Origin of the sequence: Herbiconiux sp. 11R-BC, from assembly GCF_049472555.1 — a bacterium.
Lineage (GTDB): Bacteria > Actinomycetota > Actinomycetes > Actinomycetales > Microbacteriaceae > Herbiconiux.
Window position 1 is genome coordinate 122,740 of the sequence record NZ_JBCEBO010000007.1, and the last position, 26,368, is coordinate 149,107.

Consider the following 26,368-nt stretch of genomic DNA (forward strand, 5'->3'; position numbering starts at 1 on the left):
CTGCCGCAGCCGGAGGTGCACGACCAGCGACAGGATCCCTCCCGTGAAAGCCCTCCTCGACATCGGGATCATCTCGGGCCCGTTCGTGATCGGCGTCTACGTGGCGGCCGCCATCGCCTTCGTGCTGCTCGTGCTCGTGCGCCCGAGCCGGCGCTGGACCCGCCGTCGATGGCTGCTCGTCGCCGGCGCGGCGGCGGTCGTCGGCGCCCTGCTCGGCCTCGGACTCACCTGGCTCCTGGCCGATCAGCTCAACCTCTTCGGCGTGGCCCTCACGACGGTGATGCGGGTCTGGGTGCTGCTCGGCTTCGCCGGCATCGGCGTGGCCCTCGCCTCGCTCTGGCGGGCCAGCTGGCGGCGGATGATCGCATCGCTGCTCGCTGTCGTGCTCTTCGCCGGCACCGCCGCGATGGCGATCAACATCGACTTCGGCCAGTACACCACCATCCGCAGCGTCTTCGGTCTCAACGCCTTCGCCGGGCAGGCCCTGCCCAGCATCGCGAAGAGCGACACCGCGAACCCCAACACGATCGAGAACTGGACAGCGCCCGCCGGGATGCCCACGGCCGGCTCCGTCTCCTCGGTGACGATCCCCGCCACGGTCTCCGGCTTCCCGGCCCGCGAGGCGGTGGTCTATCTGCCGCCGGCCGCGCTCACCGCGAACCCGCCGAAACTCCCCGTGCTCATCATGCTCTCCGGCCAGCCGGGCACACCCGACCAGCCGCTCACCACCGCCAAGCTCCAGCAGAGCCTCGACGCCTACGCCGCCGCCCACCAGGGCCTCGCCCCGATCGTCGTCTCCCCCGATCAGCTGGGCGCCCCCACCGTGAACCCGATGTGCGTCGACTCGCCGATCGGCAATTCCGCCACCTACCTCACCGTCGACGTTCCGGCCTGGATCAACGCCAACCTCCCGGTGCTGCCGAGCCCGAACTACTGGGGCATCGGCGGTTATTCGCAGGGCGGTACCTGCTCCATTCAGCTCGGCGCCGCGCATCCGGAGCTCTTCGGGGCCATCCTCGACGCCTCCGGCGAGGAGTACCCGAAGATCGGCGACGCCCAGACCACCATCGCCAAGGGCTTCGGCGGGGATGCCGCGAAGTACGCCGCCGCCTATCCGGCGGCCATCATGGCCGCCAAAGCGCCCTACACCGACACCTTCGCCGTGTTCGGCGTGGGCAGCGAGGACACCAACTACAAGCCCGGCATTCAAACTCTCTATGCCGACGCTCAGGCTGCTGGGATGACGGCCACCTACATTGAGGCGTCGGGCAGCGCGCACGACGCGACGACGTGGTCGTACGTGTTCGCGCAAGGCCTCGGTCTGATCGCCGATCACTGGGGTCTGAACCGCTGATCGCGTGCCGGCTCCGGCACCGCGATCGACCCCTGCACCACGAAACGAGACGATGACCAACGAACGCCAGGATGCGCGGCGCCGGTTCCTGAGGGCCGCCGGCCGGATGGCGCGTTCCATCCCCGTGACCTGGGCGGTCATCGCCCTCGTCCTGGCGGCGAGCATCGTGCGCATCAGCATGCACCCCGGCCGCGTGCGCGGAGGGATCGACGCCTTCGTCTCGACCGGTTTCGACGCCGTCTTCGTGCAGCACGACTGGCTCTCCACCATCACCTCGGTCTTCTTCGTCTGGAACCCGGTCGTCCTCGTCTTCGCGGTGCTCGCCCTGCTGCTGGGCATGGGCTGGGCCGAACGGCGGATGGGGCACCTGCGCACCGCGATCAGCTTCGTGGTGGTGACCGTGGTGGGCATCCTGCTCGGGCTGCTGTTCCAGGCCGCGGGCGTGGTGGTCGACCTGTACTCGGCCGAGATCACCCGCACGCACCGCACCGTGGACCCGATCATCGGCGTTGTGGGCGTGGTCATGGCCGCGAGCGCCTTCACCGGCCCGCTCGTGAAGCGGCGGGTGCGCATCGTGGGCTTCGCCGCCATCCTCGTCTTCGTGCTCTACTCCGGGCAGCCCTCCGACGTGTACCGCCTGTTCGCGGCGCTGGTCGGCCTGCTGCTCGGGATGGCGATGGCCCGCACGCGCATCGTCGTGCGCCGCCCGCGCGCCACCCGCCGCGAGTCCCGCACGCTGCTCGCCGCCCTCGTGGCCGTGACCGCACTCGGCCCGCTCGTGACGATCGCCTCCCCGACCGGCAACGGCGTGCTGAACCCGCTGGGCCTGCTGTTCCGCGACCCGCTGCGCGACTACGCCGCCATCGCGGCCCATTGCCAGACGAGCGACTACACGAAGCACTGTGTGAACGCCCTCGCGCTCTCGCGGCTCGACGGGCCGGGTGCGGTGCTGCTCACGCTGCTGCCTCTGGTGGCGCTGCTCGTGTCGGCCTGGGGAATCCAGCGCGGCCGGCGGGTGGCGCTCTGGCTCGCCGTCTGGATCAACGTCGCACTGGCCCTGCTCGCCGCCATCTACTTCGGCTTCTTCCCGCTGCTCTCCAGCAGCACCTACACGGCGTTCCAGACGGCGGCTGCGGAGGACTACCGGCCGTTCGAGATCGTGTCGGCTCTGGTTCCGCTCGCGATAGCAGCCCTGCTGGTGGCCTCGCTGCGCCTGTTCCCCGATCAGATCGGGCGCGGCTCCGCCCTGCGCTTCCTCGGCATCGTCGTGGGCCTGTTCGTCAGCACCTCCGCCGTCTACCTGGCGATCGCGTACACCGTGCGTGATCAGTTCACCCCGACGGCGAGCTTGGGCGACCTGTTGCTCGACCTTCCCGAACGCTTCGTGCCCGTGGGGTTCCTCTCCTTCGAGCCCGCCGACATCTTCCCGACCGGGCCGGTCGCCGTCCTCGCCTCGCAGTGGGTCGGCCCGGTGTTCTGGGTGTCGGCCATCGTCGCGGCGGTCGTCGCGATGCGGCGCGTGAGCCCGCTGGTTTCGGTGTCGGATGCCGGCCGCGCGCGTGAACTGCTCGTCGCGGGCTCCGGGGGCACCCTGTCCTGGATGACGACCTGGAGCGGCAACCACTACTGGTTCGCGCCCGACGGCGGCGCGGTCGCCTACCGGGTGGTGAACAACGTGGCGATCACGACCGGGGATCCGCTGGGGCGGCTGGGCGGGCATCCGGCGACCGCCCACGCCTTCAGCACCTTCTGCACCGACCACGGCTGGACCCCCGCGTTCTACTCGGTCACCGAGGAGCTGCGGAACGAGCTCGTCGCCGCGGGCTGGTCGTCGATGCGGGTGGCCGAGGAGACGGTCGTTCATCCGGCCGACTGGTCGCTCGAGGGCAAGAAGATGCAGGACATCCGCACCTCCATCAACCGCGCCGTGAAGGAGGGGGTGCGGGCGGAATGGGGGCCCTACTCCCAGCTCGGCCCCTTCGTGACCGCGCAGATCCGCGAGATCTCGGAGCTGTGGGTGGCGGAGAAGGATCTCCCGGAGATGGGCTTCACCCTCGGCAGCACCGACGAGCTGATCGACCCCGAGGTGCGGCTGATGGTGGCGATCGGCGCCGACAACCGCGTCGAGGGCGTCACGAGCTGGCTGCCGACCTTCGAGAACGGCGTCGTGGTGGGCTGGACGCTCGATTTCATGCGCCGCCGCCCCGACAGCATGAACGGGCTGATGGAGTTCCTCATCGCTCAGACCATCCTGCGGGCGCGCGACGAGCAGGTCGGGTTCGTGAGTCTGTCGGGGGCGCCGCTCGCGATGAGCGCGGCCGACGGCGTGGCCGGGAGTGCTGCCGAAGCGAGCGCCGAGGAGCCGACAGCCGGCATCCTCTCGTTCCTCAGTCGCACCCTCGAGCCGGTGTACGGCTTCCAGTCCCTGCTGCGGTTCAAGATGAAGTTCCGGCCCGAGTTCCATGAGCTCTACCTCTGCTACCGCGACCCCCTCAACCTGCCGAACATCGGGCTCGCGCTCGCCCGCGCCTACCTGCCGACGCTCTCGGCGCGGCAGGCGCTCAGAACGTTCTCCACGCGGGAGTAGCGTGAAGCTATGAAGTTTCGATACCTCGGCGACAGCGGACTCAAGATCTCGGAGATCACCTACGGAAACTGGCTGACCCACGGGTCGCAGGTGGAGAACGACACCGCGGTGCGGTGCGTGCAGGCGGCCCTCGACAACGGCATCACCACCTTCGACACGGCCGACACCTACGCGAACACCGCGGCCGAGACCGTGCTCGGCGACGCGCTCGCCGGGCAGCGCCGAGAGTCGCTCGAGATCTTCACCAAGGTCTACTTCCCCACCGGCCCGATGGGGCCGAATGACACGGGGCTCTCGCGCAAGCACATCCGCGAATCGATCGACGCCTCGCTCCGCCGTCTGAAGACCGACTACGTCGACCTCTACCAGGCCCACCGCTACGACGTCGAGACCCCGCTCGAGGAGACCATGCAGGCCTTCGCCGACGTGGTGCGGCAGGGCAAGGCGCTCTACATCGGTGTGAGCGAGTGGAACGCGCAGCAGCTGCGCGACGGCCATGCTCTCGCGAAGGAGCTCGGCGTGCAGCTCATCTCGAACCAGCCGCAGTACTCGATGCTGTGGCGCGTGATCGAGGAGGAGGTCGTGCCGGCCTCGCGCGAACTCGGAATCTCGCAGATCGTCTGGTCGCCCGTGGCGCAGGGCGTGCTCACCGGCAAGTACCTGCCGGGGCAGCCCGCGCCCGAGGGAAGCCGGGCCACGGATGCGAAGGGTGGTGCCGACATGGTGAAGTCCTGGATGAGCGACGAGGTGCTCGAGGGCGTGCAGCGGCTGAAGCCCGTGGCCGACGAGCTCGGCTTGACGCTCGCCCAGCTCGCCATCGCCTGGGTGCTGTCGAACGACAACGTGGCCTCCGCACTCATCGGAGCCTCGCGACCCGAACAGGTGGAGTCCAATGTGAAGGCCTCGGGCGTCGTCATCCCGGCCGAGGCGCTCGCACGCATCGACGAGGCGATCGGCGGGCTCGCCGAACGCGACCCGGCGAAGACCGCCGCGCCGGCGCACCGCCTCAGCTGAGCGTCACCGCCAGGAGAGCCACCACCACGGTGCCACCCTTCGTGGACTGACGGCCCACTTCGACGAAGCCGAGACGCGAGTGGAACGCGAGCGAACCGGGGTTCGGCGGCTGCACGTTGACCTCGCAGTCGACCTCGGCGGCTCCGATGGCGCGGGCCTCGGCGAACACGGCATCGTAGAGCCGGGCGCCGAGGCCGGCGCCGCGGTGTCCGTCGGCCACGACGATGCGGTCCAGGTAGAGAAAGTCGTCGCCGCGGGCACTGAACCAGCGGTAATTCTCGCTGTCGTAGTCGGCGCCGGGACGCAGGGTGAGCGCGAAGCCGAGCACGACATCCGGATGCGCGGAGTCGGCCACCACGACCGCCGCGTGTGACAGGCCCACGAGTTCGAGCATCCGCTCGCCGTCGACGTCGTTGACCGCGGGCACGGCGGCCCGGTTGAGTTCGACCACCCGGTCGAGGTCGGCGGGGGCGAAAGGGCGCACGATCGGATTCACAGGCCGACCCTAGCGTGTTCGCCCACGGCGAGCGCGGGAGCACGCCACACAGGAATGCGGTCCGCCGGCGGATCCTTGACAATAGAGATCGACAGGAGCCAACGCATGACTTCCCCTTCCCCCCTCGGCCACGAGGCCACCACGTGGCTTCGGCTGCAGAAGAGAGCCCACCAGGAGTTCGGTGCGCGCGTCGCGCTCGTCAGGGACTGGACGGCACCCACGCCGGATGACGACTGGGACACCGCCGATCTCGTGCGCCACGTCATCGAGGAGCAGCAGTGGGTGCCGTGGCTGCTCTCGGGGCTCAGCACGAAGCAGGCCCAGAGCCGACTGCACAAGCTGGGCGAGAACCTCGCCGAGGAGTGGCACCGGTACTCTCTCGCGGCCACCACGGCCTGGCACGACGCCTCCCCCGAGCAGCCGGTGAACCTGTCCTACGACACGGTCGAGGTGATCGATTACCTCAAGGAGCAGGTGGCCGACGTCACGATCCACACCTGGGACCTCGCCCGGGCCGTGGGCGCCGAGGAAGCCCTGGACGAGGAGCTCATCGCCGCCGTCTGGACGGTGTTCGAGCCCCAGCGGGAAACGCTCGAGGCCAGCGGACTGTTCGCCTCGCCGATCCCGGTGGGCGAGGATGCACCGCTGCAGTCGAGGCTGCTGGCCCTGACCGGGCGCGACGACCGGGTCTCGGCCTAGGCTCCCTCGACCGCCCGGGGTTCTACTCACCGACGCCGGTCGCCACCGGGCGGCGGTAGGCCAGGGAGCCTGCTGCCTGGTAGACGAGCTCGTTCGGATGCGCGGCGCACAGCTCCAGAAGCAGGGCGTCGAGCTCGATGCGCAGCAGCTCGAGCTCGGCCACGATGCTCGCCGGCGTCTCGTCGACGTTCTCGATGAAGATGTTGCACGCCGAGACCATGCCGTTGAGCGGGCTCCACGCCCCGGAGCGACCGCGGAGTGAACGCCGTGCGATGCGCACGTCTTTGCGCATCAGCACGACGGAGCGCATCACGCGTGTGAGGTCGGAGTCGGGATCGGCCCGGTCGAGGGTGAGCGGCGCCGCGAGCTGCCGCGGCGCGAGCGCCCGCCGGGAGGCGATCTCGATGATCAGCAGCCGCAGGGCGTTGACCTCGGCGAGTCGTTCGGCCCGGCGCCCCTTGCCACGGTCGATCAGCAGAGCGAGCAGGGCGCCGCCCGTCACGCTGATGGTCGTGACCACGATCTGGGCGAGCACCACGTTCATACGCTCACTCTACGAGCGACCCCCGACACCCGAACGGGTCACACGCCGCCGCCCTCTAGCTCGCTCCCGCGCGCTCCAGCACCAGCTCGCGAACGCGCGCCGCGTCGGCCTGGCCCTTCATGGCCTTCATGACCGCGCCGATGACGGCGCCGGCGGCCTGCACCTTGCCGTCGCGGATCTTCGCGAGCACGTCGGGCTGCGCGGCGAGGGCCTCGTCGATGGCGGCGATGAGGGCGCCGTCGTCGCTGACGACCGCGAGACCACGAGCATCCACGACCTCCTGCGGGGTTCCCTCGCCGTCGATCACACCCTCGAGCACCTGGCGGGCCAGGCGGTCGTTGAGCGCGCCGGAGTCGATCAGCGACACGAGCGCAGCCACATCGCCGGGCGAGACGAGGCTAGCCGCCTCGGCGTCGCGGGCGTTGGCGAGGCGCGAGATCTCACCCGACCACCACTTGCGGGCGGCCTGCGGGCTCGCGCCGGCGGCGACGGTCTCGGCGACCTCCACCAGCAGCCCGGCGTTCTGCACGTCTTGGAACTCGAGGTCGGTGAAGCCCCACTCCTGCTTCAGGCGACGACGACGGGCAGCGGGCGGCTCGGGCAGGGCCGCCCGCAGCTCCTCGATCAGCTCGGCCGAGGGCTGAACGGGCAGCAGGTCGGGCTCGGGGAAGTACCGGTAGTCGTCGGCGTCGGACTTGGGGCGGCCCGCCGAGGTGGTGCCGGTGTCTTCGTGCCAGTGGCGCGTCTCCTGCGTGATGGTGCCGCCGTCGGCGAGGATCTGCGCCTGGCGCTGGATCTCGTAGCGGATGGCTCGTTCCACCGAGCGCAGTGAGTTCACGTTCTTCGTCTCGGTGCGGGTGCCGAGCTTCGCGGGCGGCTCGCCCGGCGCCGTGCGCGGGCGCAGCGAGATGTTCGCGTCGCAGCGCAGGTTGCCGCGCTCCATCCGCGCCTCCGAGATACCGAGCGACACCACGATGTCGCGGATGGTCGACACGTAGGCCTTCGCGAGTTCCGGCGCGTCGGCCTCGGCGCCGTAGATGATGTCGGTGACGATCTCCACGAGCGGCACACCGGCGCGGTTGTAGTCGACGAGTGAGTACTCGGCACCTTGGATGCGCCCGGTGGCGCCGCCGACGTGGGTGAGCTTGCCCGCATCCTCCTCCATGTGTGCGCGCTCGATCGGCACCGTGAACATGCGGCCGTCGGGCAGTTCGACGTCGACCGAGCCGCCGAAGGCGATCGGCTCGTCGAACTGCGAGATCTGGTAGTTCTTGGCCAGGTCGGGGTAGAAGTAGTTCTTGCGCGCGAAGCGGCTCGACTCCGCGATCGAGCAGCCCAGGGCGAGCCCGAGGCTGATGCTGTAACGCACGGCCTCGCCGTTCACCACGGGCAGTGAGCCCGGCAGCCCCAGGTCGACGGGGGTGATGTTGGTGTTCGGCTCGCCGCCGAAGTAGTTCGGCGCGTCGGAGAACATCTTGGTCTTCGTGCTGAGCTCCACGTGCACCTCGAAGCCGAGAACGGGTTCGAAGAGCTCGAGGGCCTTGTCGAAGTCCATCAGTTTGGCCTTGGCCATCAGACGGCTCCTTCCTGTGCGGCGGTCATCTCGCCCGGGGCGAGGTCGGGGGCGCGGCTGATGAGGGTGTGGCCCCAGCCGTCTTCGAGCATCCGTTCGAGGGCGCCGCCGACGGTGTAGAGACGGGCGTCTTCGCGGGCGGGGGCGAGGAACTGGATGCCGACGGGCAGCCCGTCTTCCGCAGCCAGCCCCACGGGAAGCGAGATTCCGGGGATGCCGGCGAGGTTCGCCGGGATGGTGGCGATGTCGTTGAGGTACATCGCCATCGGGTCGTCGAGGTTGGCCCCGAGCTTCCACGCCGTGGTCGGCGCGGTGGGTGAGGCGAGCACGTCGGCCTGGCCGAAGGCGGCGGCGAAGTCGCGCTGCACGAGCGTGCGCACCTTCTGGGCGCTCCCGTAGTAGGCGTCGTAGTAGCCGGCGCTGAGCGCATAGGTGCCGAGGATGATGCGGCGCTTGGCCTCGGCACCGAAGCCCTGCTCGCGGGTGGCCGACATGACGTCTTCGACCGTGCCGCCGCCGGGCGGGTTCACCCGCAGGCCGAAGCGCACGGAGTCGAACTTGGCGAGGTTGCTCGACGCCTCGGCGGGCATGATCAGGTAGTAGGCGGCGATGGCGTGCTCGAGGCTCGGCAGGCTCACGTCGACGATCTCGGCGCCCGCGGCGGCGAGGAGGTCGAGGGCCTCACGGAAGCGCTCGAGCACACCGGGCTGGAACCCGTCTCCGGTGAGCTGCGAGATCACGCCGATGCGCAGACCCTTCACGTCGGCCCGGCGCACCGCCTCGGCCATCGAGGGCCACTCGTCGGTGAGCGAGGTGGAGTCGCGCGGGTCGTGGCCACCGATGATGTCGTGCAGCAACGCCGAGTCGAGCACGGTGCGGCTCACCGGACCGATCTGGTCGAAGCTCGAGGCGAGGGCGATGGCCCCGTAGCGGCTGACTCCGCCGTAGGTGGGCTTCACCCCGACCGTGCCGGTGACGTGCGCGGGCTGGCGGATCGAACCGCCAGTGTCGCTGCCGAGGGCCAGCGGCGCTTCGAAGCTCGCCACGGCCGCGGCCGAGCCGCCGCCGGAGCCGCCCGGGATGCGCTCGAGGTCCCACGGGTTGTGCGTGGGCCCGTACGCGGAGTGCTCGGTGGAGGAGCCCATCGCGAACTCGTCCATGTTCGTCTTGCCGATCGGCACCAGGCCGGCTGCGCGCAGCTTGGTCATGACGGTGGCGTCGTAGGGCGGGACCCAGCCCTCGAGGATCTTCGAGCCGCTCGTCGTGGGCATGTCGTTGGTGACGATGACGTCTTTGATGGCGATCGGAACGCCGGCGAGCGGATGCAGCGACTCACCGTTCGCCCGCCGCTCGTCGATCGCGGCCGCGGTCGCGAGGCTCAGCTCGGGTGCGGTGTGCAGGAAGGCGTGCACGTCGCCGTCGACCGCCTCGATGCGATCGAGGTGCGCACGGGTGGCCTCGACGGCGCTGACCTCTCCCGAACCGAGCTTCTCGGCGAGGGCGGCGGCGGAGAGGCGGATGAGTTCGTGGTCGTGGTGGGTCATCACTGCTCCTCTCCGAGAATCGCGGTCACCCGGAAGCGGGAGCCGTCGTGGTCGGGCGCCCCGGCGAGCGCCTGCTCGGTCGTGAGCGTGGTGCCGGGAACGTCGTCGCGATAGACGTTGACGAGAGGGATGGGGTGGCTCGTGGCCGGAACGTCGTCGGTCGCCACCTCGGACACCTTCGCGACGTTGTCGACGATCGAGCCGAGCTCGGAGGTGAGGCTCTCGATCTCCTGGGGTGTCAGGGCGATCCGGGCGAGGTTCGCGAGATGCGCGACCTGCTCCTGTGTGATTTCGGACATGGTGCTCCGGTGTTCTGTTCGCGAGGGGTGTGGGGCAATTCTATTCGGTGGCGGCGGGCTGCGCGGGGGCGGGCGTACGAGGCGCGGATGCACCGGGGGTGGATGCACCGGGGGCCGGCTCCCGCGCCGTCACTCTGCCCAGGAACGCACGGCTGAGCCCGAGCATCTCGCGCGCCTCGGCCAGGTCGAGGTGGAACTGGTACTCGTGCGGCAGCGCGGGCTCATGGTCGTCGGGCCAGAAGACCGGGGTGACGTCGACGCCGGCTTCGCGCATCCGTTCGGCCATCGGATGCGACTGGCCGGCTGTGAGCCCGTCGCCGTTGCCGCCCGAGATGAGCGTGGGCGGGAACCGCGAGCTCACCCGGTGGATGGTCGACATGGTCGCGCCGGCCGGCGTGCCCGACCAGTCCTTCGAGCCCGTGTAGGCCCAGAGCGCCGTGCGGAAGCCCCAGGCGAGCACTCCGGTGAGCCCGCCCATGGCAGCGAGATCGTAGACGCCGCAGTGCAGGATGAGCCCGGCGAGCTGCTCCGGCGAGACCGGAGGCTCGACACCGAGCGTCTCGGCGTAGGCCGCGTCGACGACGAGCGCGGTGAGCTGGCTCGCGAGCTGCGCGCCCGCGGAATCGCCCGCGATCACGATGCGATCGGGGTCGATGCCGAATTCCGCCGCGTGCGCCGCGAGGTGCGCGAGCGCCGCGGCGAGCTGCGTGATGGCGGTGGGATAGACGGCCTCGGGCGAGACCGTGTAGTTCACGCCCACCGCGGCACAGCCGTCGGCGGCCAGGATGCGCAGGTAGGGCAGCACATCGCGCTTGTCTCCGGAGATCCAGGCGCCGCCGTGCACCCAGAACACCACCGGCAGCGGACCATCGCCGGCACCCGCAGGCAGCACCACGTCGTAGGAGGTGTTGCGCCTCGAGGCTCCGTACACGACATCGCGGTGCTCGCGGAAGGTCGCCGCCGGCACGTGCGGCTCCATCTCGGCGATGGTCTCGCGGGCACCCTTGTCGAAGACCGCGCGGATGACCCGCACGGAGGGCCAGGGCGAGGTGAGCGAGCGCACGGCGAGGGCGGCGCCGGTGGCCGCCGTGGCCAGCGCCGCCGCCGCAGCGACGCCCGCGAAGAGCCGCCCCGCGCTCACGCTTCGGTGCCGGTGCCGGTGCCGGTGCCGGTGTCGTCTGCCGGAGCGTTGTCGGCGGCGCTGTCGACGTCGGGGGGTGCGACCTCGGCGGCTTCTGTCGCCGTATCGGCTCCCCCGCCGCCGGTCACTCCGTGCGAGGCGCCGGAGCCAGCATCGCCATCGGAGCGGGGCTCCACCGCACCGGCTTCAGAACCGCCGTCGCCGGCGGTCTCAGGGGCCGGGCCCAGCGCATCCGGACCCTGCGTGACGAGGATGGCGAACTCGGCCGCGTCGATGATGCGCAGCCCCAGCGCCTCGGCCTTGCCGAGCTTCGAGCCCGCGCCGGGGCCGGCCGCCACGAAGTCGGTCTTCTTGCTGACACTCGAGGCCGCCTTGCCGCCGGCCTGGATGATGGCCTCGAGCGCTCCCTCACGGGTGTAGCCGTCGAGCGAACCCGTGGCCACGACGGTGACTCCGTCGAGCACTCCCCCGCTGCCCACGGCGGCGCCCGGGCCGGGATGCCCGGGGGTGCTGAACTGCACGCCCGCCTCGGCCCAGCGATCGATGATCTCGACGTGCCAGTCGACGGCGAACCAGTCGATCAGGGCGTCGGCGATGATGCCGCCGACGCCGTCGACCGCCGCGAGCTCCTCGCGGGTGGCGGCGCGGATCGCGTCGAGCGAACCGAAGTAGTCGGCGAGCGCCCGCGCGGCCACCGGACCGACGTGCCGGATGCTCAGTGACACCAGGATGCGCCACAGGGGCTTGGTCTTCGCCTTGTCGATCTCGTCGAGCAGCTTGAGTGCATTGGAGGAGAGCACGAATTCGGCGTCTCCATCGAACTCGGAACCCGAGGCCTCCGGGTCGAAGGCCGGGTCGCTCTTCTGGCGCTTGCGCCGGAACGGGGCCACCACCTTGGGCGATTCGCCGTCTTTGTCGAGCTTGGGCATGCCCGTCTCCGAGTCGCGCACGATCACGCGGATCGGGAACAAGTCGGCCGGCGTGAGCGAGAACAGTCCGGCCTCGGTGTGGAGCGGCGGATCGGCCGGCTCGAGCGGCTGCGTGAGCGCCGCGGCCGCGACCTCTCCGAGCACCTCGATGTCGAGGCCGCCGCGCGAGCCCACGTGCTCCACCCGCCCGCGCACCTGCGCCGGGCAGCTGCGCGAGTTCGGGCAGCGCAGGTCGATGTCGCCCTCTTTCGCCGGCGCGAGCGCGGTGCCGCACTCGGGGCAGAACTCGGGCATCACGAAGGCGCGCTCGGAACCGTCTCGGAGCTCGACGACCGGGCCCAGCACCTCGGGGATCACATCTCCGGCCTTGCGCAGCACCACGGTGTCGCCGATGAGCACGCCCTTGGCCTTCACCACGTCTTGGTTGTGCAGCGTGGCCTGCCGCACCTCGGAGCCCGCGACCTCGACCTTCTCCATCACCGCGAACGGCGTGGCGCGCCCGGTGCGGCCGACGCTCACCACGATGTCGAGGAGCTTCGTGTTCACCTCTTCGGGCGGGTACTTGTAGGCCGTGGCCCAGCGCGGCGCGCGACTGGTGGCGCCGAGCTCGCCGTGCAGCGCGAGGTCGTCGACCTTCACCACGATGCCGTCGATCTGGTGCTCCACGCTCGCCCGGTGGATGCCGAAGTAGCGGATGAACTCGGCCACCTCGCCGATGGTGTCGAACACGCGGTAGTGGGTGGAGGTGGGCAGCCCCCAGGTGGCGAGCAGCTCGTAGACCTCGGACTGGGCCTGCACCGGCGGGTTCGGCCAGGCGCCGATGCCGTGCACGAGCATCCGCAGCCGGTGCAGTCGCGCCGTGACGAGCGCGAGCTGCTTCTCGTTCTTGCCCTCGGACTTCTGCCGCAACGAGCCCGCGGCCGCATTGCGGGGGTTCGCGAACACACGTTCGCCCGCGGCCTCCTGGGCCGCGTTCAGCTCGTCGAACGCCGCGACCGGGAAGAAGATCTCACCGCGCACCTCGACGAGCGGCGGATGCCCGGTGCCGGCCAGGCGCGCGGGGATCGATTCGATCTGCAGTACGTTCTCGGTGACGTCTTCGCCCACCACACCGTCGCCGCGGGTCGCGGCCGTGACGAGCACGCCGTTCTCGTAGCGGAGGTTGATCGCGAGCCCGTCGATCTTGAGCTCGCTGAGGTAGCGCACCCGCGTTCGCCCGGCGTCGCGCTCGACCTTGGCGGCCCACTCGTCGAGCTCCTCTTCGCTGAACACGTTGTCGAGACTCAGCATGCGCTCGGCGTGGGTGACCGGCGTGAACATGGTGGTGACGGCCCGGCCGCCCACGGTCTGCGTGGGGCTGTCGTGCGACTGGAGCTCGGGATGCGCGCGTTCGAGGGCGTCGAGCCGACGCACGAGCTGGTCGTACTCCTTGTCGGAGACGGTCGACGCGTTCTTCTCGTAGTACTCGTCTCGGAGTTCCAGGATGCGCGTGGTGAGCTGCTGGGCCTCGGCCTTCGCCGCCTCGAGATCGGCCGGTGCGGCCTCGGGCAGAGTCTCCTCGGCTTGCGCCCCGGCGACTCCCTGAGCCGCCGTCTTCGCCCCGCGTGGCATCAGCCCGCGACGCCCGCAGTTGCGGCAGCGACATCGACACCGATACCGGCACCGACGGCCCCGGCCGGAACCGGAACGGTGCTCACCGTGCGGTCGATGGTGCACTGCCCGAGCACGCGGGTGCCGACGTAGACCACGGCGGTCTGCCCGGGCGCCACACCGTTGAGCGGGGTGTTCGGCGTGATGACCAGCTCCGAGCTGCCGTCGGCCGAGGAGCGCACGCGCGCCACGGCCTCGACGGGGTCGGCATGCGCACGGATCTGCACCTCGCACGCGAAGTCGAGCTCCGGATGCTCGGGCGCGAGCCCGGCCCAGGTGAAGCGCGCACCCGCGATCTCGGCGATGTCGAGTGCCTCCTTCGGACCCACCACCACCGTGTTGGTCTTCGGGCGCACCTCGAGCACGAAGCGCGGCTTGCCGTCGGCCGCGGGCATGCCGAGCTTGAGGCCGCGGCGCTGCCCGACCGTGAAGGCGTGCGCTCCCTCGTGGGAGCCCACGACGGCGCCGGAGCGGTCGAGGATCTCGCCCGTGGCCGTGCCGACCTTGTCGGCGAGCCAGCCGCTCGTGTTGCCGTCGGGGATGAAGCAGATGTCATGGCTGTCGGGCTTGTTCGCGACCGAGAACCCGCGGGCCGCGGCCTCGGCGCGCACCTCGGCCTTCGAGGGGGTGGCACCGAGCGGGAACATGCTGTGGGCGAGCTGCTCAGCAGTGAGCACCCCGAGCACGTAGCTCTGGTCTTTGGCCCAGGCGGCGGCGCGGTGCAGTTCGCGGTTGCCCCGTGCATCCGTCGTCACCGTGGCGTAGTGGCCCGTGCACACGGCGTCGAAACCGAGGTCGAGCGCCTTCTCGAGCAGGGCGGCGAACTTGATGCGCTCGTTGCAGCGCATGCACGGGTTGGGAGTGCGGCCGGCGGTGTATTCGGCGATGAAATCGTCGACCACGTCGGCCTTGAAGCGCTCCGAGAAGTCCCACACGTAGTAGGGGATGCCGATCTTGTTGGCGGCACGCTGCGCATCCATGGAGTCTTCGATGGTGCAGCACCCCCGGCTGCCCGTGCGGAGCGTGCCGGGCATGCGGCTGAGCGCCAGGTGCACGCCGACGACCTCGTGACCCGCCTCGACCGCGCGGGCGGCGGCGACCGCGGAGTCGACACCTCCGCTCATGGCTGCGAGAACTTTCATGCCTCCAGCATACGGTGGGGTCCCGACAGCGGGCCGGGCGGGGATCAGGCTGTGGAGAACGCGGCCCGCAAGAGTTGCTGTGGATATCCGCGCGTCTTTGCCGGCAGACGGGCAAAGTTCAGGGCCGGAGTGCAGAATGACCGTGATGTCAGCACTACTCGAGACGCCGCGCGAGACCCGACAGCCCACTCCACGCCGCACGAGCCGACCACGCAGGGCCTTCGCCGTGCTGGTGTGCGCCTTTTCGCTGCTCCTCGCGCTCGGCCTCGCTCTGCACGTGTTCGTGCCAGAGGTCTTCGGCATCGGGCTGCTCGTGGACTCCGCCCTGCCGTGGTTCGGGCTCGGCATACCGGTGCTCGTCGTCGCCGCCCTCGTCACACGCAGCCGGGGGGCGGTCATCGCGGCCCTGGTGCCGGCGGTGGTGTGGGGAGTGATGTTCGTGCCCGGGATCGTGCCGCTCTCCTGGAGCGCACCCATGGCATCCGCGAGCACGCTCACCGTGGCGAGCCAGAACGTGAACGCCGGCGCGGGCACCGCCGGCGACTCGGCGCGCACCCTCGCCGCCACCGGAGCCCAGGTCATCGCGCTGCAGGAGATGGACTCCACCGCGCGCGACGAGGTGAGCGCGGCCCTCGGCGCGGCCTACCCCTACTCCTACGGCATCGGCACCGTGGGGGTGTGGAGCGTCTACCCCATCGAGAACGCCCAGCCGCTCGACCTCGGGCTGGGCTGGCAGCGCGCGATCGCCGCCGACCTGCAGACCCCGGCGGGCCTCGTGAGCATCTACGTCATCCATGCCGCGTCGGCCCGGCCTGAGGACCACGCCGCCCGCGACACCATGCTCGCGAACCTCGCGAGCTACGTGCCCCGCGACGAGAACACGCGCCTCCTGATGCTGGGCGACTTCAACGCCGGTAGCTCCGACCGCAACTTCGCCGCGCTGACCGACCAGCTCTCCGAGGCGAATCAGTCGTCCGGCGGCTTCGGCTTCACCTGGCCGGCCTCGAGCCCACTCACGCGGCTCGACCACGTGCTGCAGCGCGGCATGCAGGTGACCTCGAGCACCACACTCAACGCCGGCGCGAGCGACCACCTGGCCGTGCTCACCACCCTGAACCTCTGACCCGGGGCGCCCGTTCTCTCGCTGCACTCGCGCTCTGCTCGCCCGCCCACGCGCCCGCCCCAGCGCGCCGCTCGCCCGCCGCACTCGCACGCCGCTAGCCTGCTCTCCCGCGGCACTCGCACGCCGCTCGCCTGCTCTCCCGCCGCACTCGCGCGCCGCTCGCCTGCTCTCCCGCCGCACTCGCGCGCCGCTCGCTCGCTTCCAGCCGGCTCTAGCCGCCCACGCATCCGCGCTCCCCATGGTGATGAGGTCGCGCCAGGTGCTCGAAGTGGCCCGCGGCTCAACACTTCGCGCGACCTCATGGACGATCGAGCGCTGTACACGGGTCTCTGGGGCGCGGGCAGGTGCAGACGCGGCGGAGCGGATCGCGAGCAGAGCGCGAGCGGAGCGGAGCAGAGCGGAGCAGAGCGCGAGCGGAGCAGCGCGGAGCAGCGCGGAGCAGCGCGGAGCAGCGCGGAGCAGCGCGCGGGCGCGGGCGCGGGCGCGAATCAGAATGCCAAGGCGCGGCGGATGCGCGCGAGCGTCGCTGAAAGGGTCACGTACAGGCCGCGCTTGCGCACTTCGACCACCGTCCAGCCATCGTCGCGAAAAGACTCGATGCGCACCAGGTCGTCCTCGAACTGCTGGGGATCGGTGCGATGGTGGTCACCGTTGTATTCCACGATCACCCGCTGGAACCGGTAGACCATGTCGGCCCGGCCGAGGAACCGGCCGCGGGCATTGCGGATCTCCCCTTGGAGTTCGGGCTCGGGCAACCCGGCACGCACAATGGCGAGCCGCAAGTGGGTCTCGGCGCGAGACTCGGCTCCCTGGCGCACTGCCGCCATCGCCCGCCGGAGCGCGGGCGCTCCTCGTCCGCGGAACGCGGCCACCCGCCGCTGCAGCTCCGACAGCTCGACATACGGTCGCGGGTCGGCGGGATCTGGGCGTGCCGGCACGAGCACGAGGTGATCGCCGGCCGCAACCAGATCGTCGTGCGAGAGCACCCGAGCAAGCTGACACCACAGGGACGCCGGGTCGGCCACATCCAATCCGTGACGCTTCACCACACGGATGCCGTCGCCGGCAAGTCGATGCCCGCGGATTCCCGCCGACCTCGGCATCGCTCCCGGCTTGAGCACCGCCACCTCGAGCGCACCTCCGCGCTCGAGCTCGCGAGGCAGCGGCACGTTCCACAGCAGGGCCGCGGTGACGTGGCTGAAGAAGTGACCCGGCGGGCACCGGCACGCGTATGCGGCGCATCGCTCCAGGAGCGTCGGCCTCACGGAGCGCACGACCCGCGCACCGCGGAACGGGCGAGCGAGGTCATGGCCGCGCATCCGGCCACGACTCAGCCCCGCCGCCTCTCCCTGCCGCACGGAGAAGGGATGCTCACCCAGGCCGGGCGGGAGTGCTCTGCTCATGCGCACATCCTGCCTCGCCCGGCGCCCCCGCAAGCACTTCTCCACAGGCCAGAGGCTCGCCTCGTTCAACGAGGTCGCGCTAACTGCTCTCGTGACGTGCGGAAACAGCACGTAGCGCGACCTCGACGAGCGCGCGGACACATCAGTGGGCGGCAGGTGGGCAGGTGACCAGGCAGGCGTAGCGGATGCTCGTCAGCGCGCGGCGGGCGTGACCTCACGCGTGGAGAATCCCGCCTTGCGGGCCGCCGCGTAGGCCGCAGGAAGTGCGGCCACTAGGGCGTCGACCTCGGCCGGAGTGGTGCCGTGCCCGAGGGTGAAGCGCAGGGCGCCGCGCGCCTCGTCGTCGGACACGCCCATCGCGGTGAGCACGTGTGAGATCTCGGGCACGCCCGCCTGGCAGGCCGACCCGGTCGACACCGAGAACCCCGCCAGATCGAGCAGGAACAGCAGCGAGTCGCCCTCGCAGCCCGGGAACGTGAAGTGGGCGTTGCCGGGCAGACGACCGGATGCCTCCGGGTCGCCCCGCAGCACCGCCTCGGGCACCGCCTCCCGCACCCCCTCGATCAGCCGATCGCGCAGCGCCGCCAGCCCTCCGACGAAGCTCTCCCCGCCCGCCCCCGCCGAGCCCGCTGCTGCGCCACCACCCGCACCCGCCGCCCAGCCGACGCCACCACCCGCACCCGCCGCCCCGCCGACAGCACCAGCAGTGCCCGCTCCACTCGCCGCGCCCGCGCCGCCACCACCCGCACCCGCCGCCCAGCCGACAGCACCACTCGCCCCCGCCGAGCCCGCGCCGCCACGGCCCGCGCCCGCCGCACCCACACCCGCCGAGCCCGCGCCGCCGCCCGCCCCGAACTCGCGCACGACCTCCGCGGCAGCCGCCGCGAACGCCACCGCGCCGGCCACGTCCTGCGTGCCCGAGCGCACGCGCTGCTGGTTGCCGCCGTGGATGAGCGGCTCCACCGAGCTCCGCCGCGACAGCACCAGAGCGCCGATGCCCACCGGCCCACCGATCTTGTGCGCCGAGATGCTCATCGCCGCGGCCCCCACCGCGTCGAACTCCAGCGGCAGGTAGCCGTACGCGGCCACCGCGTCGACGTGCACCGGCACCCCGAAGCGCGACGCCGTGGCGACGAGCGCGCGCACATCCTGGATCGTGCCCACCTCGTTGTTGGCCCAGAGCACCGACACCAGGGCCACGGATGCGCCGTGCCGCTCGAGTGCCGCCTCCAGCACCGCGGGGTGCAGACGCCCGAGCGCATCGACCGGCAGCCACACGACCTCGGCACCCTCGTGCCGCACGAGCCACTCGACCGCGTCGACCGTGGCGTGGTGCTCCCCACCCGGAACCAGCACGACCGGGCGCGCCGGGCTCTGCCGCGCCCAGTACAGTCCCTTGACCCCGAGGTTGATCGACTCCGTGCCCCCGGAGGTGAAGATCACCTCGATCGGCTCGGCCCCCACCGACGCCGCGACGACCTCGCGCGACTCCTCGAGCATCCGCTTCGCCTGCTGCCCCTGGCTGTGGATGGACGAGGGATTGCCCACCACCCCGAGAGCGTCGACGTAGGCCGCCCGCGCGCCCGGCAGCATCGGCGTGGTGGCCGCGTGGTCGAGGTAGACGGGCATCGGATTCCTTGCGCGTTCAGGAGCGGTCCGCGACCCGGCTGAACCGTTTCACGCCGGATTTCAGCGGATTGTCGCGTGCAACTACTCTAAGTCTCATGATGACGGCCGACCCATTCGCCCGGATGGGCGTGCGACAGACCTCACACGGCGGCGAGATCAGGGTCTGGTCGGAGAACGCGTCGGCCATCGAGCTCTGTCTCTACGACAGCAAAGACCCGAACTGGGTCTTCAAGAGCGTTCCGCTCACGCGCGACCCGGTCTCGAACGTGTGGACCGGACGCACCCGCAGCCTCACCCCCGGCCGCCGTTACAGCCTCAAGGCCACCGGCCCCGAGGGGCCGCAGCACGCCTTCGACCCGAGCCTCGCCCTGCTCGATCCATACTCGCGCGGCCTCGTGCGCTCGGGCCGCGAGCAGTGGCGGAGCGTGGTGGTCGACGAGGAGTTCAACTGGAACGGCGTCGCCAAGCCCAACACCCCGCTCGACCACACCGTCATCTACGAAGCCCACGTGAAGGGGCTCTCGAAGCTCAACAGCCGCATCCCCGAGAACCTCCGCGGCACCTATGCCGGACTCGCGCACGAGACGAGCATCGGCTACCTCAAGAGCCTCGGCGTCACCGCCGTGCAGCTGCTTCCCGTGCACGCCTTCGTGAGCGAGCAGCGCCTGCAGAAGCAGGGACTCAGCAACTACTGGGGCTACAACACGCTCGGCTTCTTCGCGCCGCACAACCTCTACGCCTCGAAGGCCGCGCAGGCGGAGGGCCCGAGCGCCATCCTGCGCGAGTTCAAGGGCATGGTGAAGCTGCTGCACGAGGCCGGGCTCGAGGTCATCCTCGACGTGGTCTACAACCACACCGCCGAGGAGGGCCGGATGGGCCCGACCACGAGCTTCCGTGGCATCGACAACGCCAACTACTACCGGCAGACGGCCCGCGGCGATTACGTCGACGTGACCGGATGCGGCAACTCGGTCAACACCTCCGTGCCCGCCGTCTCGCGAATGGTGCTCGACTCGCTGAAGTACTGGGCGAACGAGGTGCAGATCGACGGCTTCCGCTTCGACCTCGCCGCCACCCTCGGGCGCAACGCCGACCACTACTACGACCCCGCGCATCCGCTGATCACCGGCATCGTCTCCGACCCCGAGCTCGCGGGCGTGAAGATGATCGCCGAGCCGTGGGACGTCGGCATGGGCGGCTGGCAGACCGGCAACTTCCCGCTCGGCTGGCAGGAGTGGAACGACCGTTTCCGCGACCGGATGCGCAAGTTCTGGCTGCGCGACATCAAGTCGATCCGCGAGAACGGCAACCCGGGCGACGGCGTCGGGATGCTCGCCACCCGCATCGCCGGCTCGTCGAACACCTTCTCGCAGCAGCGCGGGCCGCTCGCGAGCGTCAACTTCGTCACCGCGCACGACGGCTTCACCCTCGCCGACCTCACCGCCTACAACGTGAAGCACAACGTCGGCAACGGCGAGGCCAACCGCGACGGCAGCGACAACAACATGTCGTACAACCACGGCATCGAGGGGCCCACATCGAGCCGCGGCATCGAGTCGGCGCGGCGGCGGGCGATGCGCAACCTGATGGGAACGCTGCTGCTCTCGGCGGGTGTCCCGATGGTGACCGCCGGCGACGAGTTCGGCCGCAGCCAGAAGGGCAACAACAACGCCTACTGCCATGACTCGGAGCTGACCTGGATCAGCTGGGACCGCCGCACCTGGCAGAAGGACCTCTGGCGCACCACCCAGCACCTGCTCCGGATGCGCCGCGAGAACCCCGCCCTCCGCCCGGTGCGCTTCGGCGTGTTCGGCGAGCGCACCCCGAGCGCCAGCCAGATGGACTGGTACGACGCCCGCGGCGACACCATGTCGGTGCCCGACTGGAACTCACCCGAGAACCGCACGCTGATCTACGTGGCCGCATCGACGCCCGAGCACGAGCCGTTCAACCGCATCCTGACCGTCATCCACGGCGTCGAGGCGCCGGAGAAGGTCACCCTGCCGCTGCACGACGGCGTGGAGGCCTACGAGCTGCTCTGGGACTCGGCGCAGGATGCGCCGCCCACCCACCACCACGACGACCCCCTCCCCCGGTTCGCGCCGGGAGAGGTGGTCGACGTGTCCCCCACCTCCATGCAGCTCTACCGAGCGGTCTGAGGGGCCTTCGAAGCCCGGCCCGAGGGCAGCGCCAGGGAGAGCAGGGCGGCGAGCGCGAGTGCGCCCGCGCCGGCCCAGATGGCGGGGATGGCGGCATCCACGTAGCCGGTGGGGGTGAACTGGCCACCGGCTCCGGTGAAGATCGCCGTGAGCACGGCGATGCCGAGCGCCACCCCGATCTCGCGGAGGGTGGAGTTGGTGCCGGAGGCCTTCGCGTTGTCCTCCGGCGTCATGTTCGCCAGCACCGCGGTCGACAGCGGCGCGAACACGAGACCCATGCCGACGCCGGCGAAGACGAAGGCCGGCAGCATCGTGCCGTAGGCGACATCCGGAGCCATCGTCGCCGCGAACCAGCCCACGCCCACAGCCTGGAACGTGAGCCCGACCACCACGAGCAGCCGGGTGCCGACCCGCGGGGCGATGAAGCCGGCGAGCGGCGCGATCACCATGGGCGCGAGCGTCCACGGCATGGTCTGGATGCCGGCATCCAGCGGCGATGCGCCCTGCACGATCTGCAGGAACTGGATCAGGATGAAGATCGACCCGAACACCCCGAAGCTGAACACCAGACCCACGATGTTCGCCACCGAGAAGCTGCGGTCGCGGAACAGCCGCAGCGGCAGCAGCGGGTTCGACACCCGCGACTCCCACCAGAGGAACACGAGCATCAGTGCGGCGCCGCCGACGATGCTCCCCAGCACCTCGAGGCTGCCCCAGCCGGCGTCGTTGCCCCGGATGATGCCGTAGACGATGCCGAGCACGCCGACGCCCGCGAGCAGAACGCCGACGACGTCGGCGCGGAGGCGTGCACCGAACGAGTTCGGAAGGGCCAGCAGCACGAGCGGCACGGCCACGACGCCGACGGGCACGTTGATCCAGAAGATGGCGTCCCAGGTCCAGCCCTGGATGACGGCGCCGCCGATCAGCGGGCCGAGCGCCACGCCGAGGCCCGAGATTCCTCCCCAGATGCCGATCGCGAGCGGTCGCATCCGGGCGCTGACGGAGCCGACGAGCAGCGTGAGCGAGAGCGGCATCAGGGCTGCGGCCCCGGCGCCCTGCACCGCGCGGGCGGCGATGAGCATCCACGGCTCGGTGCTCATCGCGCACACGGCGGAGGCGGCGGTGAAGATGCCGATACCCAAGAGAAAGACGGTGCGCCGGCCGAAGCGGTCGCCGAGCGCCACCGCGAACAGCATGAGGCTCGCGAAACTCAGCGTGTAGGCGTTCACGAACCACTGCAACTGCTCGACGCTCGCGTTGAGCTCGCGACCGAGAACGGGCAGCGCGCTGGTCACGACGAGGTTGTCGAGGGTGGCCATGAACATGGGCAGGCTCGCCGCGACGACGGCCAGCCAGATCGGGATGCGCCGCGCGGCGCGAGCGGGCCGGGGCGGCCGGGCGGCCGTGTCGGGCCGCGCATCGGTGAGTGCCATGACGGACTCCTTCGGAAGTAATAGGTAATCGGATGATTACAAAAGCAACCATAAGTAATCGACTGATACCATGTCAAGCGTGAGTGACGACGCCCCGGAGAAGAAGAGCCGCATGCCGGCCGACGAGCGACGCGAGCAGGTGCTCGCCGCCGCCACCACGGTGTTCGGCGACGCCGGCTACAACGGCGCCACGACGGACGCCGTGGCGCGCGCCGCCGGCGTGAGCCAGCCCTACGTCGTGCGCATGTTCGGCACGAAGGAGCAGCTCTTCCTCGAGGTTCTGGGGCGCGCGCTCGACCGGCTGCTCGTCGCCTTCCGGAGCGCCATCGCCGGCGACCCGGCCGTCGGCATCCACCGCCGCCTCGGCCTGGCCTATTTCGAGCTGACCGCCGACCGCAGCATCCTGCTCATCCTCATGCACGCCTTCGCCCTCGGGGCAGACCCGGTCATCGGCCCGGCCGCGCGCTGCGGCTTCATGGACGTCTACCGCCTGCTCCGCGAGGAGGCCGGCATGACCGCGGCCGACGCCTCCGAGTTCCTCGCCGGCGGCATGCTCGCGAACGTCGTGCTCGGCGTGCGCATGTTCGACGACTTCGACGACGACCCCGCGGTCCGCGAACTCATGACCGCCGTCTTCCCCGAGAAGCTCGACATCATCCGCGCCACCCACCCGCCCCTGCAATCCCCCACAGCGGCCCGAACTCCCCGCTGACCCGCCGCCCCTCCCCTCTCCTCTCTCGCCTCCACCTCACAAAAACAAGGAGTTTCAGCCCGACACACCGACCGGGCTGCCCTGAATGACGGCGTGTCGGGCTGAAACTCCTTGTTTTTGTGAGGAGGAGGAGGGATGGCGGAGCTGGCCGGGCCGGAGGCGACTAGCGGGCGACGGCGATGAGGCCGAGCTCGGCCGGCGAGGCGAGGTTCGGGTGCTTCGGCACCACGCGCACGGTGTAGCCGAAGGAACCCGCGCGCGCGAGCTCGACCGTGCCCGAGTACACGAGCTCGGCCGGCTGCTCCGACGCGGTCGTCTCCGGCACGTGCGGCGTCGAGAGCTCCACGGCCGCCGCGTCGGCGATGTCGTCGCCGTGCACCGCGTGCCCGTAGAGCACCTCCACCGCCACGTCGTGCGGCGACAGGCCGCCGAGCTGGATGTGCGCGCGCACGTGCAACACGTCGCCGACCTGCGGGGTGTCGTCGAGCCCGCCCGACTCCACGTGCACCACGGCGACGCCACCCCAGAGCGAGCGCACACGCTCTTTCCAGGCCGCCAGCTCGCGGGCCGCCTCGTGGTCGTCGGCGGTCATCACGCGCTCGGCCGACGCGGCAGGGATGTAGAGCCGCTGCACGTACTCGCGCACCATGCGCTCGGCCGAGAGCTCGGGCGACAGCGTCGCGAGCGTGTGCCGGATCGACTGCATCCAGCGCACCGGGATGCCGTCGGCGTCGCGGTCGTAGAACCGTGGCGCGACCTGGTTCTCCATCAGGTCGTAGAGCGCCTCCGACTCGAGGGTGTCACGCTCCTCGGCGTCTCCCGCGGAGTCTGCGGTGGGGATGGCCCAGCCGTTCTCGCCGTCGTAGTACTCGTTCCACCAGCCGTCGAGGATGGAGAGGTTGAGGCCACCGTTCAGCGCCGCCTTCATCCCGGAGGTGCCGCACGCCTCCAGCGGCCGCAGCGGGTTGTTGAGCCAGACATCCGTCCCCGGGTAGAGCAGCTGCGCCATGCCGATGTCGTAGTTCGGCAGGAAGACGATGTGCTGACGCACCTCGGGATCGCTGGCGAACTGCACGAGCTTCTGGATGAGCCGCTTGCCCTCCTCGTCGGCCGGATGCGACTTGCCGGCGATCACGAACTGGATCGGCCGGTCGGGGTTCAGCATGATCGATTTCAGCCGCACCGGGTCGTGCAGCATGAGTGTGAGCCGCTTGTAGGTGGGCACGCGCCGGGCGAAGCCGATGGTGAGCACGTTCGGGTCGAGCAGGGTCTGGAACCAGGTCGGCGGGATGCTGTCGGGGTTCTGCTCGCGCCACGCCTCGGTGACGCGACGGCGGGCGTCGTGCACGAGCTGCCGCCGCATGTCGCCGCGCACCGCCCAGAGCTCGGCGTCGGTCACCGCCTCCGAGGCCCAGTCGGCCGCGGTGGTGTCGCCCGTTCCGAGCTTCGCGCGCGAGAGCTCCTGCAGCAGCGGGTCGGTCCAGGTGGGGGCGTGAACGCCGTTCGTGACGGAGGTGATCGGCACCTCCGCACGGTCGAATCCCGGCCAGAGGCCGTTGAACATGCCGCGGCTGACCTCCCCGTGCAGCACCGAGACTCCGTTGGCGCGCTGCCCGAGCCGCAGGCCCATCACGGCCATGTTGAACACCTCGGGCGAGCCGCCGTCGTAGTCCTCGGCGCCGAGCGAGAGCACCGAGTCCACCTCGAGGCCCGGCAGCATGTCGGTGGAGAAGTACCGCTCGATCAACGAGCGGTCGAAGCGGTCGATACCCGCGGGCACGGGCGTGTGGGTGGTGAACACGGTGCCGGCCCGCACCACCTGCAGCGCCTCGTCGAACGAGAGACCGCCGCCGATGAGGTTCGAGATGCGTTCGAGGCCGAGGAACCCGGCGTGCCCCTCGTTGGTGTGGTAGACCTCGGGCATCGGCTGGTCGGTGAGTTCGGAGACCACCTCGAGCGCGCGCACGCCGCCGATGCCGAGCAACAGCTCCTGCAGCAGGCGGTGCTCACCGCCACCGCCGTAGAGCCGGTCGGTGACCGAGCGCAGATCGTCGTCGTTGTCGGGGATGTCGGTGTCGAGCATGAGCAGCCGCACCCGCCCCACCTGGGCCTGCCAGATGCGGGCGTAGAGCGCGCGGTCGCCCGGCAGCGCGAGCACGACCTGCGCGGGCGTGCCGTCGGCGAGCCGCAGCACCGAGAGCGGCAGCCCGTCGGGGTCGAGCACCGGGTAGCTCTCCTCCTGCCAGCCCTCGCGTGAGATGGCCTGGGTGAAGTAGCCGGAGCGGTAGAACAGGCCGACCCCGATGATCGGCACCCCGAGGTCGGAGGCCGCCTTGAGGTGGTCGCCGGCGAGGATGCCGAGACCACCCGAGTACTGCGGCAGGGCGGCGGCGATGCCGAACTCGGGCGAGAAGTAGCCGATCGAGCGAGGCCGGGCGCCTTCCAGGCCCTGGTACCAGCGCGGCTCGCTCAGGTAGGCGTTCAGGTCGTCGCGCAGGCTGTTGGCCCAGGCCACGAAACCGGGGTCGGCGGCGAGCTGCTCGAGTCGCTCCGGCCGCACGGCGCCGAGCAGCGCCACGGGGTCGCCCAGGGTGGCCTGCCAGTCGTCGGGCGAGATGTGGGCGAAGATCTGGCGGGTGGGCTCGTGCCAGGCCCAGCGGAGGTTCGCGGCGAGCTCGCCGAGCGCCGAGAGCGACTCGGGCAGCACGGAACGGACGGTGAATCTGCGGATCGCCTTCACGCGAGAGACTCCTTCTTCGGCGTCGGGCGCCGGTCGAACTCGAACCGCCGGGTGCAGGGAGACGGCCACGCCAGCCTACGACAGCGGCGTTACGAGAGCGTGAACGGCGCCAGCCCTCCGGATGCACGGATGCGCGATCACCGGATGCACGGATGCGCGAACACCGCTCCCACAACCCCGTTGCAGTGCCCCCCTTT

19 protein-coding genes are annotated in these 26,368 nt (G+C 70.6%); 7 read left to right on the forward strand and 12 right to left on the reverse strand.

Annotation, left to right across the window (positions count from 1 at the left end; translation table 11 throughout):
• Nucleotides 1–43: 43 nt before the first annotated feature.
• From VD659_RS15955 to VD659_RS15965, 3 genes are read left to right on the forward strand one after another with little or no spacing between them, the layout of a single operon-like run.
• A complete protein-coding gene (locus VD659_RS15955; protein WP_423262035.1) occupies nucleotides 44–1,354 on the forward strand; it encodes an alpha/beta hydrolase in 1,311 nt (436 codons plus the stop codon).
• 52 nt (nucleotides 1,355–1,406) lie between these two features.
• Complete coding sequence (locus VD659_RS15960) at nucleotides 1,407–3,941, forward strand: bifunctional lysylphosphatidylglycerol flippase/synthetase MprF (RefSeq protein WP_423262036.1); 2,535 nt, start codon at nucleotides 1,407–1,409, stop codon at nucleotides 3,939–3,941.
• 9 nt (nucleotides 3,942–3,950) lie between these two features.
• A complete protein-coding gene (locus VD659_RS15965) occupies nucleotides 3,951–4,955 on the forward strand; it encodes an aldo/keto reductase family protein (protein ID WP_423262037.1) in 1,005 nt (334 codons plus the stop codon).
• Here the strand turns inward: VD659_RS15965 and VD659_RS15970 are convergent.
• Nucleotides 4,948–5,451: a GNAT family N-acetyltransferase gene (locus tag VD659_RS15970; RefSeq protein ID WP_423262038.1), complete on the reverse strand. Its 504-nt coding sequence runs from the start codon at nucleotides 5,449–5,451 to the stop codon at nucleotides 4,948–4,950. The two genes, VD659_RS15965 and VD659_RS15970, sit on opposite strands and share 8 nt — an antisense overlap.
• 105 nt (nucleotides 5,452–5,556) lie before the next feature.
• On the opposite strand from VD659_RS15970, the gene VD659_RS15975 reads away from it, so the two are divergent.
• Nucleotides 5,557–6,150 (forward strand): TIGR03086 family metal-binding protein, encoded by a 594-nt coding sequence (locus tag VD659_RS15975; RefSeq protein ID WP_423262039.1) that lies wholly within the window; start codon nucleotides 5,557–5,559, stop codon nucleotides 6,148–6,150.
• A gap of 22 nt (nucleotides 6,151–6,172) precedes the next feature.
• Here VD659_RS15975 and VD659_RS15980 read toward each other — a convergent pair whose 3' ends face one another.
• Genes VD659_RS15980 through mnmA form a run of 7 tightly spaced genes read right to left on the reverse strand, consistent with a single transcriptional unit; the run spans nucleotide 6,173 to nucleotide 14,972 of the window.
• Nucleotides 6,173–6,694: a hypothetical protein gene (locus VD659_RS15980; RefSeq protein WP_423262040.1), complete on the reverse strand. Its 522-nt coding sequence runs from the start codon at nucleotides 6,692–6,694 to the stop codon at nucleotides 6,173–6,175.
• 55 nt (nucleotides 6,695–6,749) lie between these two features.
• Nucleotides 6,750–8,267 (reverse strand): Asp-tRNA(Asn)/Glu-tRNA(Gln) amidotransferase subunit GatB, encoded by a 1,518-nt coding sequence (gatB, locus tag VD659_RS15985; protein ID WP_423262041.1) that lies wholly within the window; start codon nucleotides 8,265–8,267, stop codon nucleotides 6,750–6,752.
• Entirely contained in the window at nucleotides 8,267–9,811 is a 1,545-nt protein-coding gene (gatA, locus tag VD659_RS15990; RefSeq protein ID WP_423262042.1) for an Asp-tRNA(Asn)/Glu-tRNA(Gln) amidotransferase subunit GatA, read from the reverse strand. The genes gatB and gatA overlap by 1 nt, the downstream gene beginning before the upstream one ends.
• Nucleotides 9,811–10,110, reverse strand: a complete 300-nt coding sequence (gene gatC, locus VD659_RS15995; RefSeq protein WP_423262043.1) for an Asp-tRNA(Asn)/Glu-tRNA(Gln) amidotransferase subunit GatC — start codon at nucleotides 10,108–10,110, stop codon at nucleotides 9,811–9,813. Before gatC ends, gatA begins: the two co-directional genes overlap by 1 nt.
• Before the next feature lie 40 nt (nucleotides 10,111–10,150).
• The gene (locus tag VD659_RS16000) at nucleotides 10,151–11,251 is read right to left on the reverse strand and encodes an alpha/beta hydrolase (RefSeq protein WP_423262044.1); all 1,101 of its coding nucleotides are present in this window, start codon (nucleotides 11,249–11,251) and stop codon (nucleotides 10,151–10,153) included.
• Entirely contained in the window at nucleotides 11,248–13,791 is a 2,544-nt protein-coding gene (ligA, locus tag VD659_RS16005) for an NAD-dependent DNA ligase LigA (protein WP_423262045.1), read from the reverse strand. Before ligA ends, VD659_RS16000 begins: the two co-directional genes overlap by 4 nt.
• Complete coding sequence (gene mnmA / locus VD659_RS16010; protein ID WP_423262046.1) at nucleotides 13,791–14,972, reverse strand: tRNA 2-thiouridine(34) synthase MnmA; 1,182 nt, start codon at nucleotides 14,970–14,972, stop codon at nucleotides 13,791–13,793. Before mnmA ends, ligA begins: the two co-directional genes overlap by 1 nt.
• Before the next feature lie 145 nt (nucleotides 14,973–15,117).
• Here mnmA and VD659_RS16015 point away from each other — a divergent pair, with 145 nt between their 5' ends.
• Nucleotides 15,118–16,095 carry an endonuclease/exonuclease/phosphatase family protein gene (locus VD659_RS16015; RefSeq protein ID WP_423262047.1) on the forward strand — a complete coding sequence of 326 codons (978 nt, stop codon included), beginning with the start codon at nucleotides 15,118–15,120 and terminating at the stop codon, nucleotides 16,093–16,095.
• Between the two features lie 488 nt (nucleotides 16,096–16,583).
• Here the strand turns inward: VD659_RS16015 and VD659_RS16020 are convergent, their stop codons facing one another.
• Both VD659_RS16020 and VD659_RS16025 read right to left on the reverse strand, forming a co-directional pair.
• Nucleotides 16,584–17,498 carry a hypothetical protein gene (locus VD659_RS16020; protein ID WP_423262048.1) on the reverse strand — a complete coding sequence of 305 codons (915 nt, stop codon included), beginning with the start codon at nucleotides 17,496–17,498 and terminating at the stop codon, nucleotides 16,584–16,586.
• 192 nt (nucleotides 17,499–17,690) lie between these two features.
• Nucleotides 17,691–19,127, reverse strand: coding sequence for a cysteine desulfurase family protein (locus VD659_RS16025; protein WP_423262049.1), 1,437 nt, complete (start codon nucleotides 19,125–19,127; stop codon nucleotides 17,691–17,693).
• Nucleotides 19,128–19,222: 95 nt separating this feature from the next.
• Between VD659_RS16025 and glgX the strand changes: the two genes are divergently transcribed.
• The gene (gene glgX, locus VD659_RS16030) at nucleotides 19,223–21,286 is read left to right on the forward strand and encodes a glycogen debranching protein GlgX (protein WP_423262050.1); all 2,064 of its coding nucleotides are present in this window, start codon (nucleotides 19,223–19,225) and stop codon (nucleotides 21,284–21,286) included.
• On the opposite strand, the gene VD659_RS16035 is transcribed toward glgX, so the two are convergent.
• A complete protein-coding gene (locus VD659_RS16035; RefSeq protein ID WP_423262051.1) occupies nucleotides 21,271–22,719 on the reverse strand; it encodes a DHA2 family efflux MFS transporter permease subunit in 1,449 nt (482 codons plus the stop codon). The two genes, glgX and VD659_RS16035, sit on opposite strands and share 16 nt — an antisense overlap.
• Nucleotides 22,720–22,798: 79 nt before the next feature.
• Between VD659_RS16035 and VD659_RS16040 the strand changes: the two genes are divergently transcribed.
• Nucleotides 22,799–23,431 carry a TetR/AcrR family transcriptional regulator gene (locus VD659_RS16040; protein ID WP_423262052.1) on the forward strand — a complete coding sequence of 211 codons (633 nt, stop codon included), beginning with the start codon at nucleotides 22,799–22,801 and terminating at the stop codon, nucleotides 23,429–23,431.
• Nucleotides 23,432–23,594: 163 nt separating this feature from the next.
• On the opposite strand, the gene glgP is transcribed toward VD659_RS16040, so the two are convergent.
• A complete protein-coding gene (gene glgP, locus VD659_RS16045) occupies nucleotides 23,595–26,171 on the reverse strand; it encodes an alpha-glucan family phosphorylase (RefSeq protein WP_423262053.1) in 2,577 nt (858 codons plus the stop codon).
• Between the last annotated feature and the right edge of the window lie 197 nt (nucleotides 26,172–26,368).

Bases quoted from the DNA above. Each gene is read 5' to 3' on its own strand.
- VD659_RS15975 (WP_423262039.1), top strand. From the start codon at position 5,557: ATGACTTCCCCTTCCCCCCTCGGCCACGAGGCCACCACGTGGCTTCGG.
- gatA (WP_423262042.1), bottom strand. From the start codon at position 9,811: ATGACCCACCACGACCACGAACTCATCCGCCTCTCCGCCGCCGCCCTC.
- VD659_RS16020 (WP_423262048.1), bottom strand. From the start codon at position 17,498: ATGAGCAGAGCACTCCCGCCCGGCCTGGGTGAGCATCCCTTCTCCGTG.
- VD659_RS16035 (WP_423262051.1), bottom strand. From the start codon at position 22,719: ATGGCACTCACCGATGCGCGGCCCGACACGGCCGCCCGGCCGCCCCGG.
- VD659_RS15980 (WP_423262040.1), bottom strand. From the start codon at position 6,694: ATGAACGTGGTGCTCGCCCAGATCGTGGTCACGACCATCAGCGTGACG.
- VD659_RS15960 (WP_423262036.1), top strand. From the start codon at position 1,407: ATGACCAACGAACGCCAGGATGCGCGGCGCCGGTTCCTGAGGGCCGCC.
- gatB (WP_423262041.1), bottom strand. From the start codon at position 8,267: ATGGCCAAGGCCAAACTGATGGACTTCGACAAGGCCCTCGAGCTCTTC.
- mnmA (WP_423262046.1), bottom strand. From the start codon at position 14,972: ATGAAAGTTCTCGCAGCCATGAGCGGAGGTGTCGACTCCGCGGTCGCC.
- VD659_RS15965 (WP_423262037.1), top strand. From the start codon at position 3,951: ATGAAGTTTCGATACCTCGGCGACAGCGGACTCAAGATCTCGGAGATC.
- ligA (WP_423262045.1), bottom strand. From the start codon at position 13,791: ATGCCACGCGGGGCGAAGACGGCGGCTCAGGGAGTCGCCGGGGCGCAA.
- VD659_RS16015 (WP_423262047.1), top strand. From the start codon at position 15,118: ATGTCAGCACTACTCGAGACGCCGCGCGAGACCCGACAGCCCACTCCA.
- VD659_RS16025 (WP_423262049.1), bottom strand. From the start codon at position 19,127: ATGCCCGTCTACCTCGACCACGCGGCCACCACGCCGATGCTGCCGGGC.
- glgX (WP_423262050.1), top strand. From the start codon at position 19,223: ATGATGACGGCCGACCCATTCGCCCGGATGGGCGTGCGACAGACCTCA.
- gatC (WP_423262043.1), bottom strand. From the start codon at position 10,110: ATGTCCGAAATCACACAGGAGCAGGTCGCGCATCTCGCGAACCTCGCC.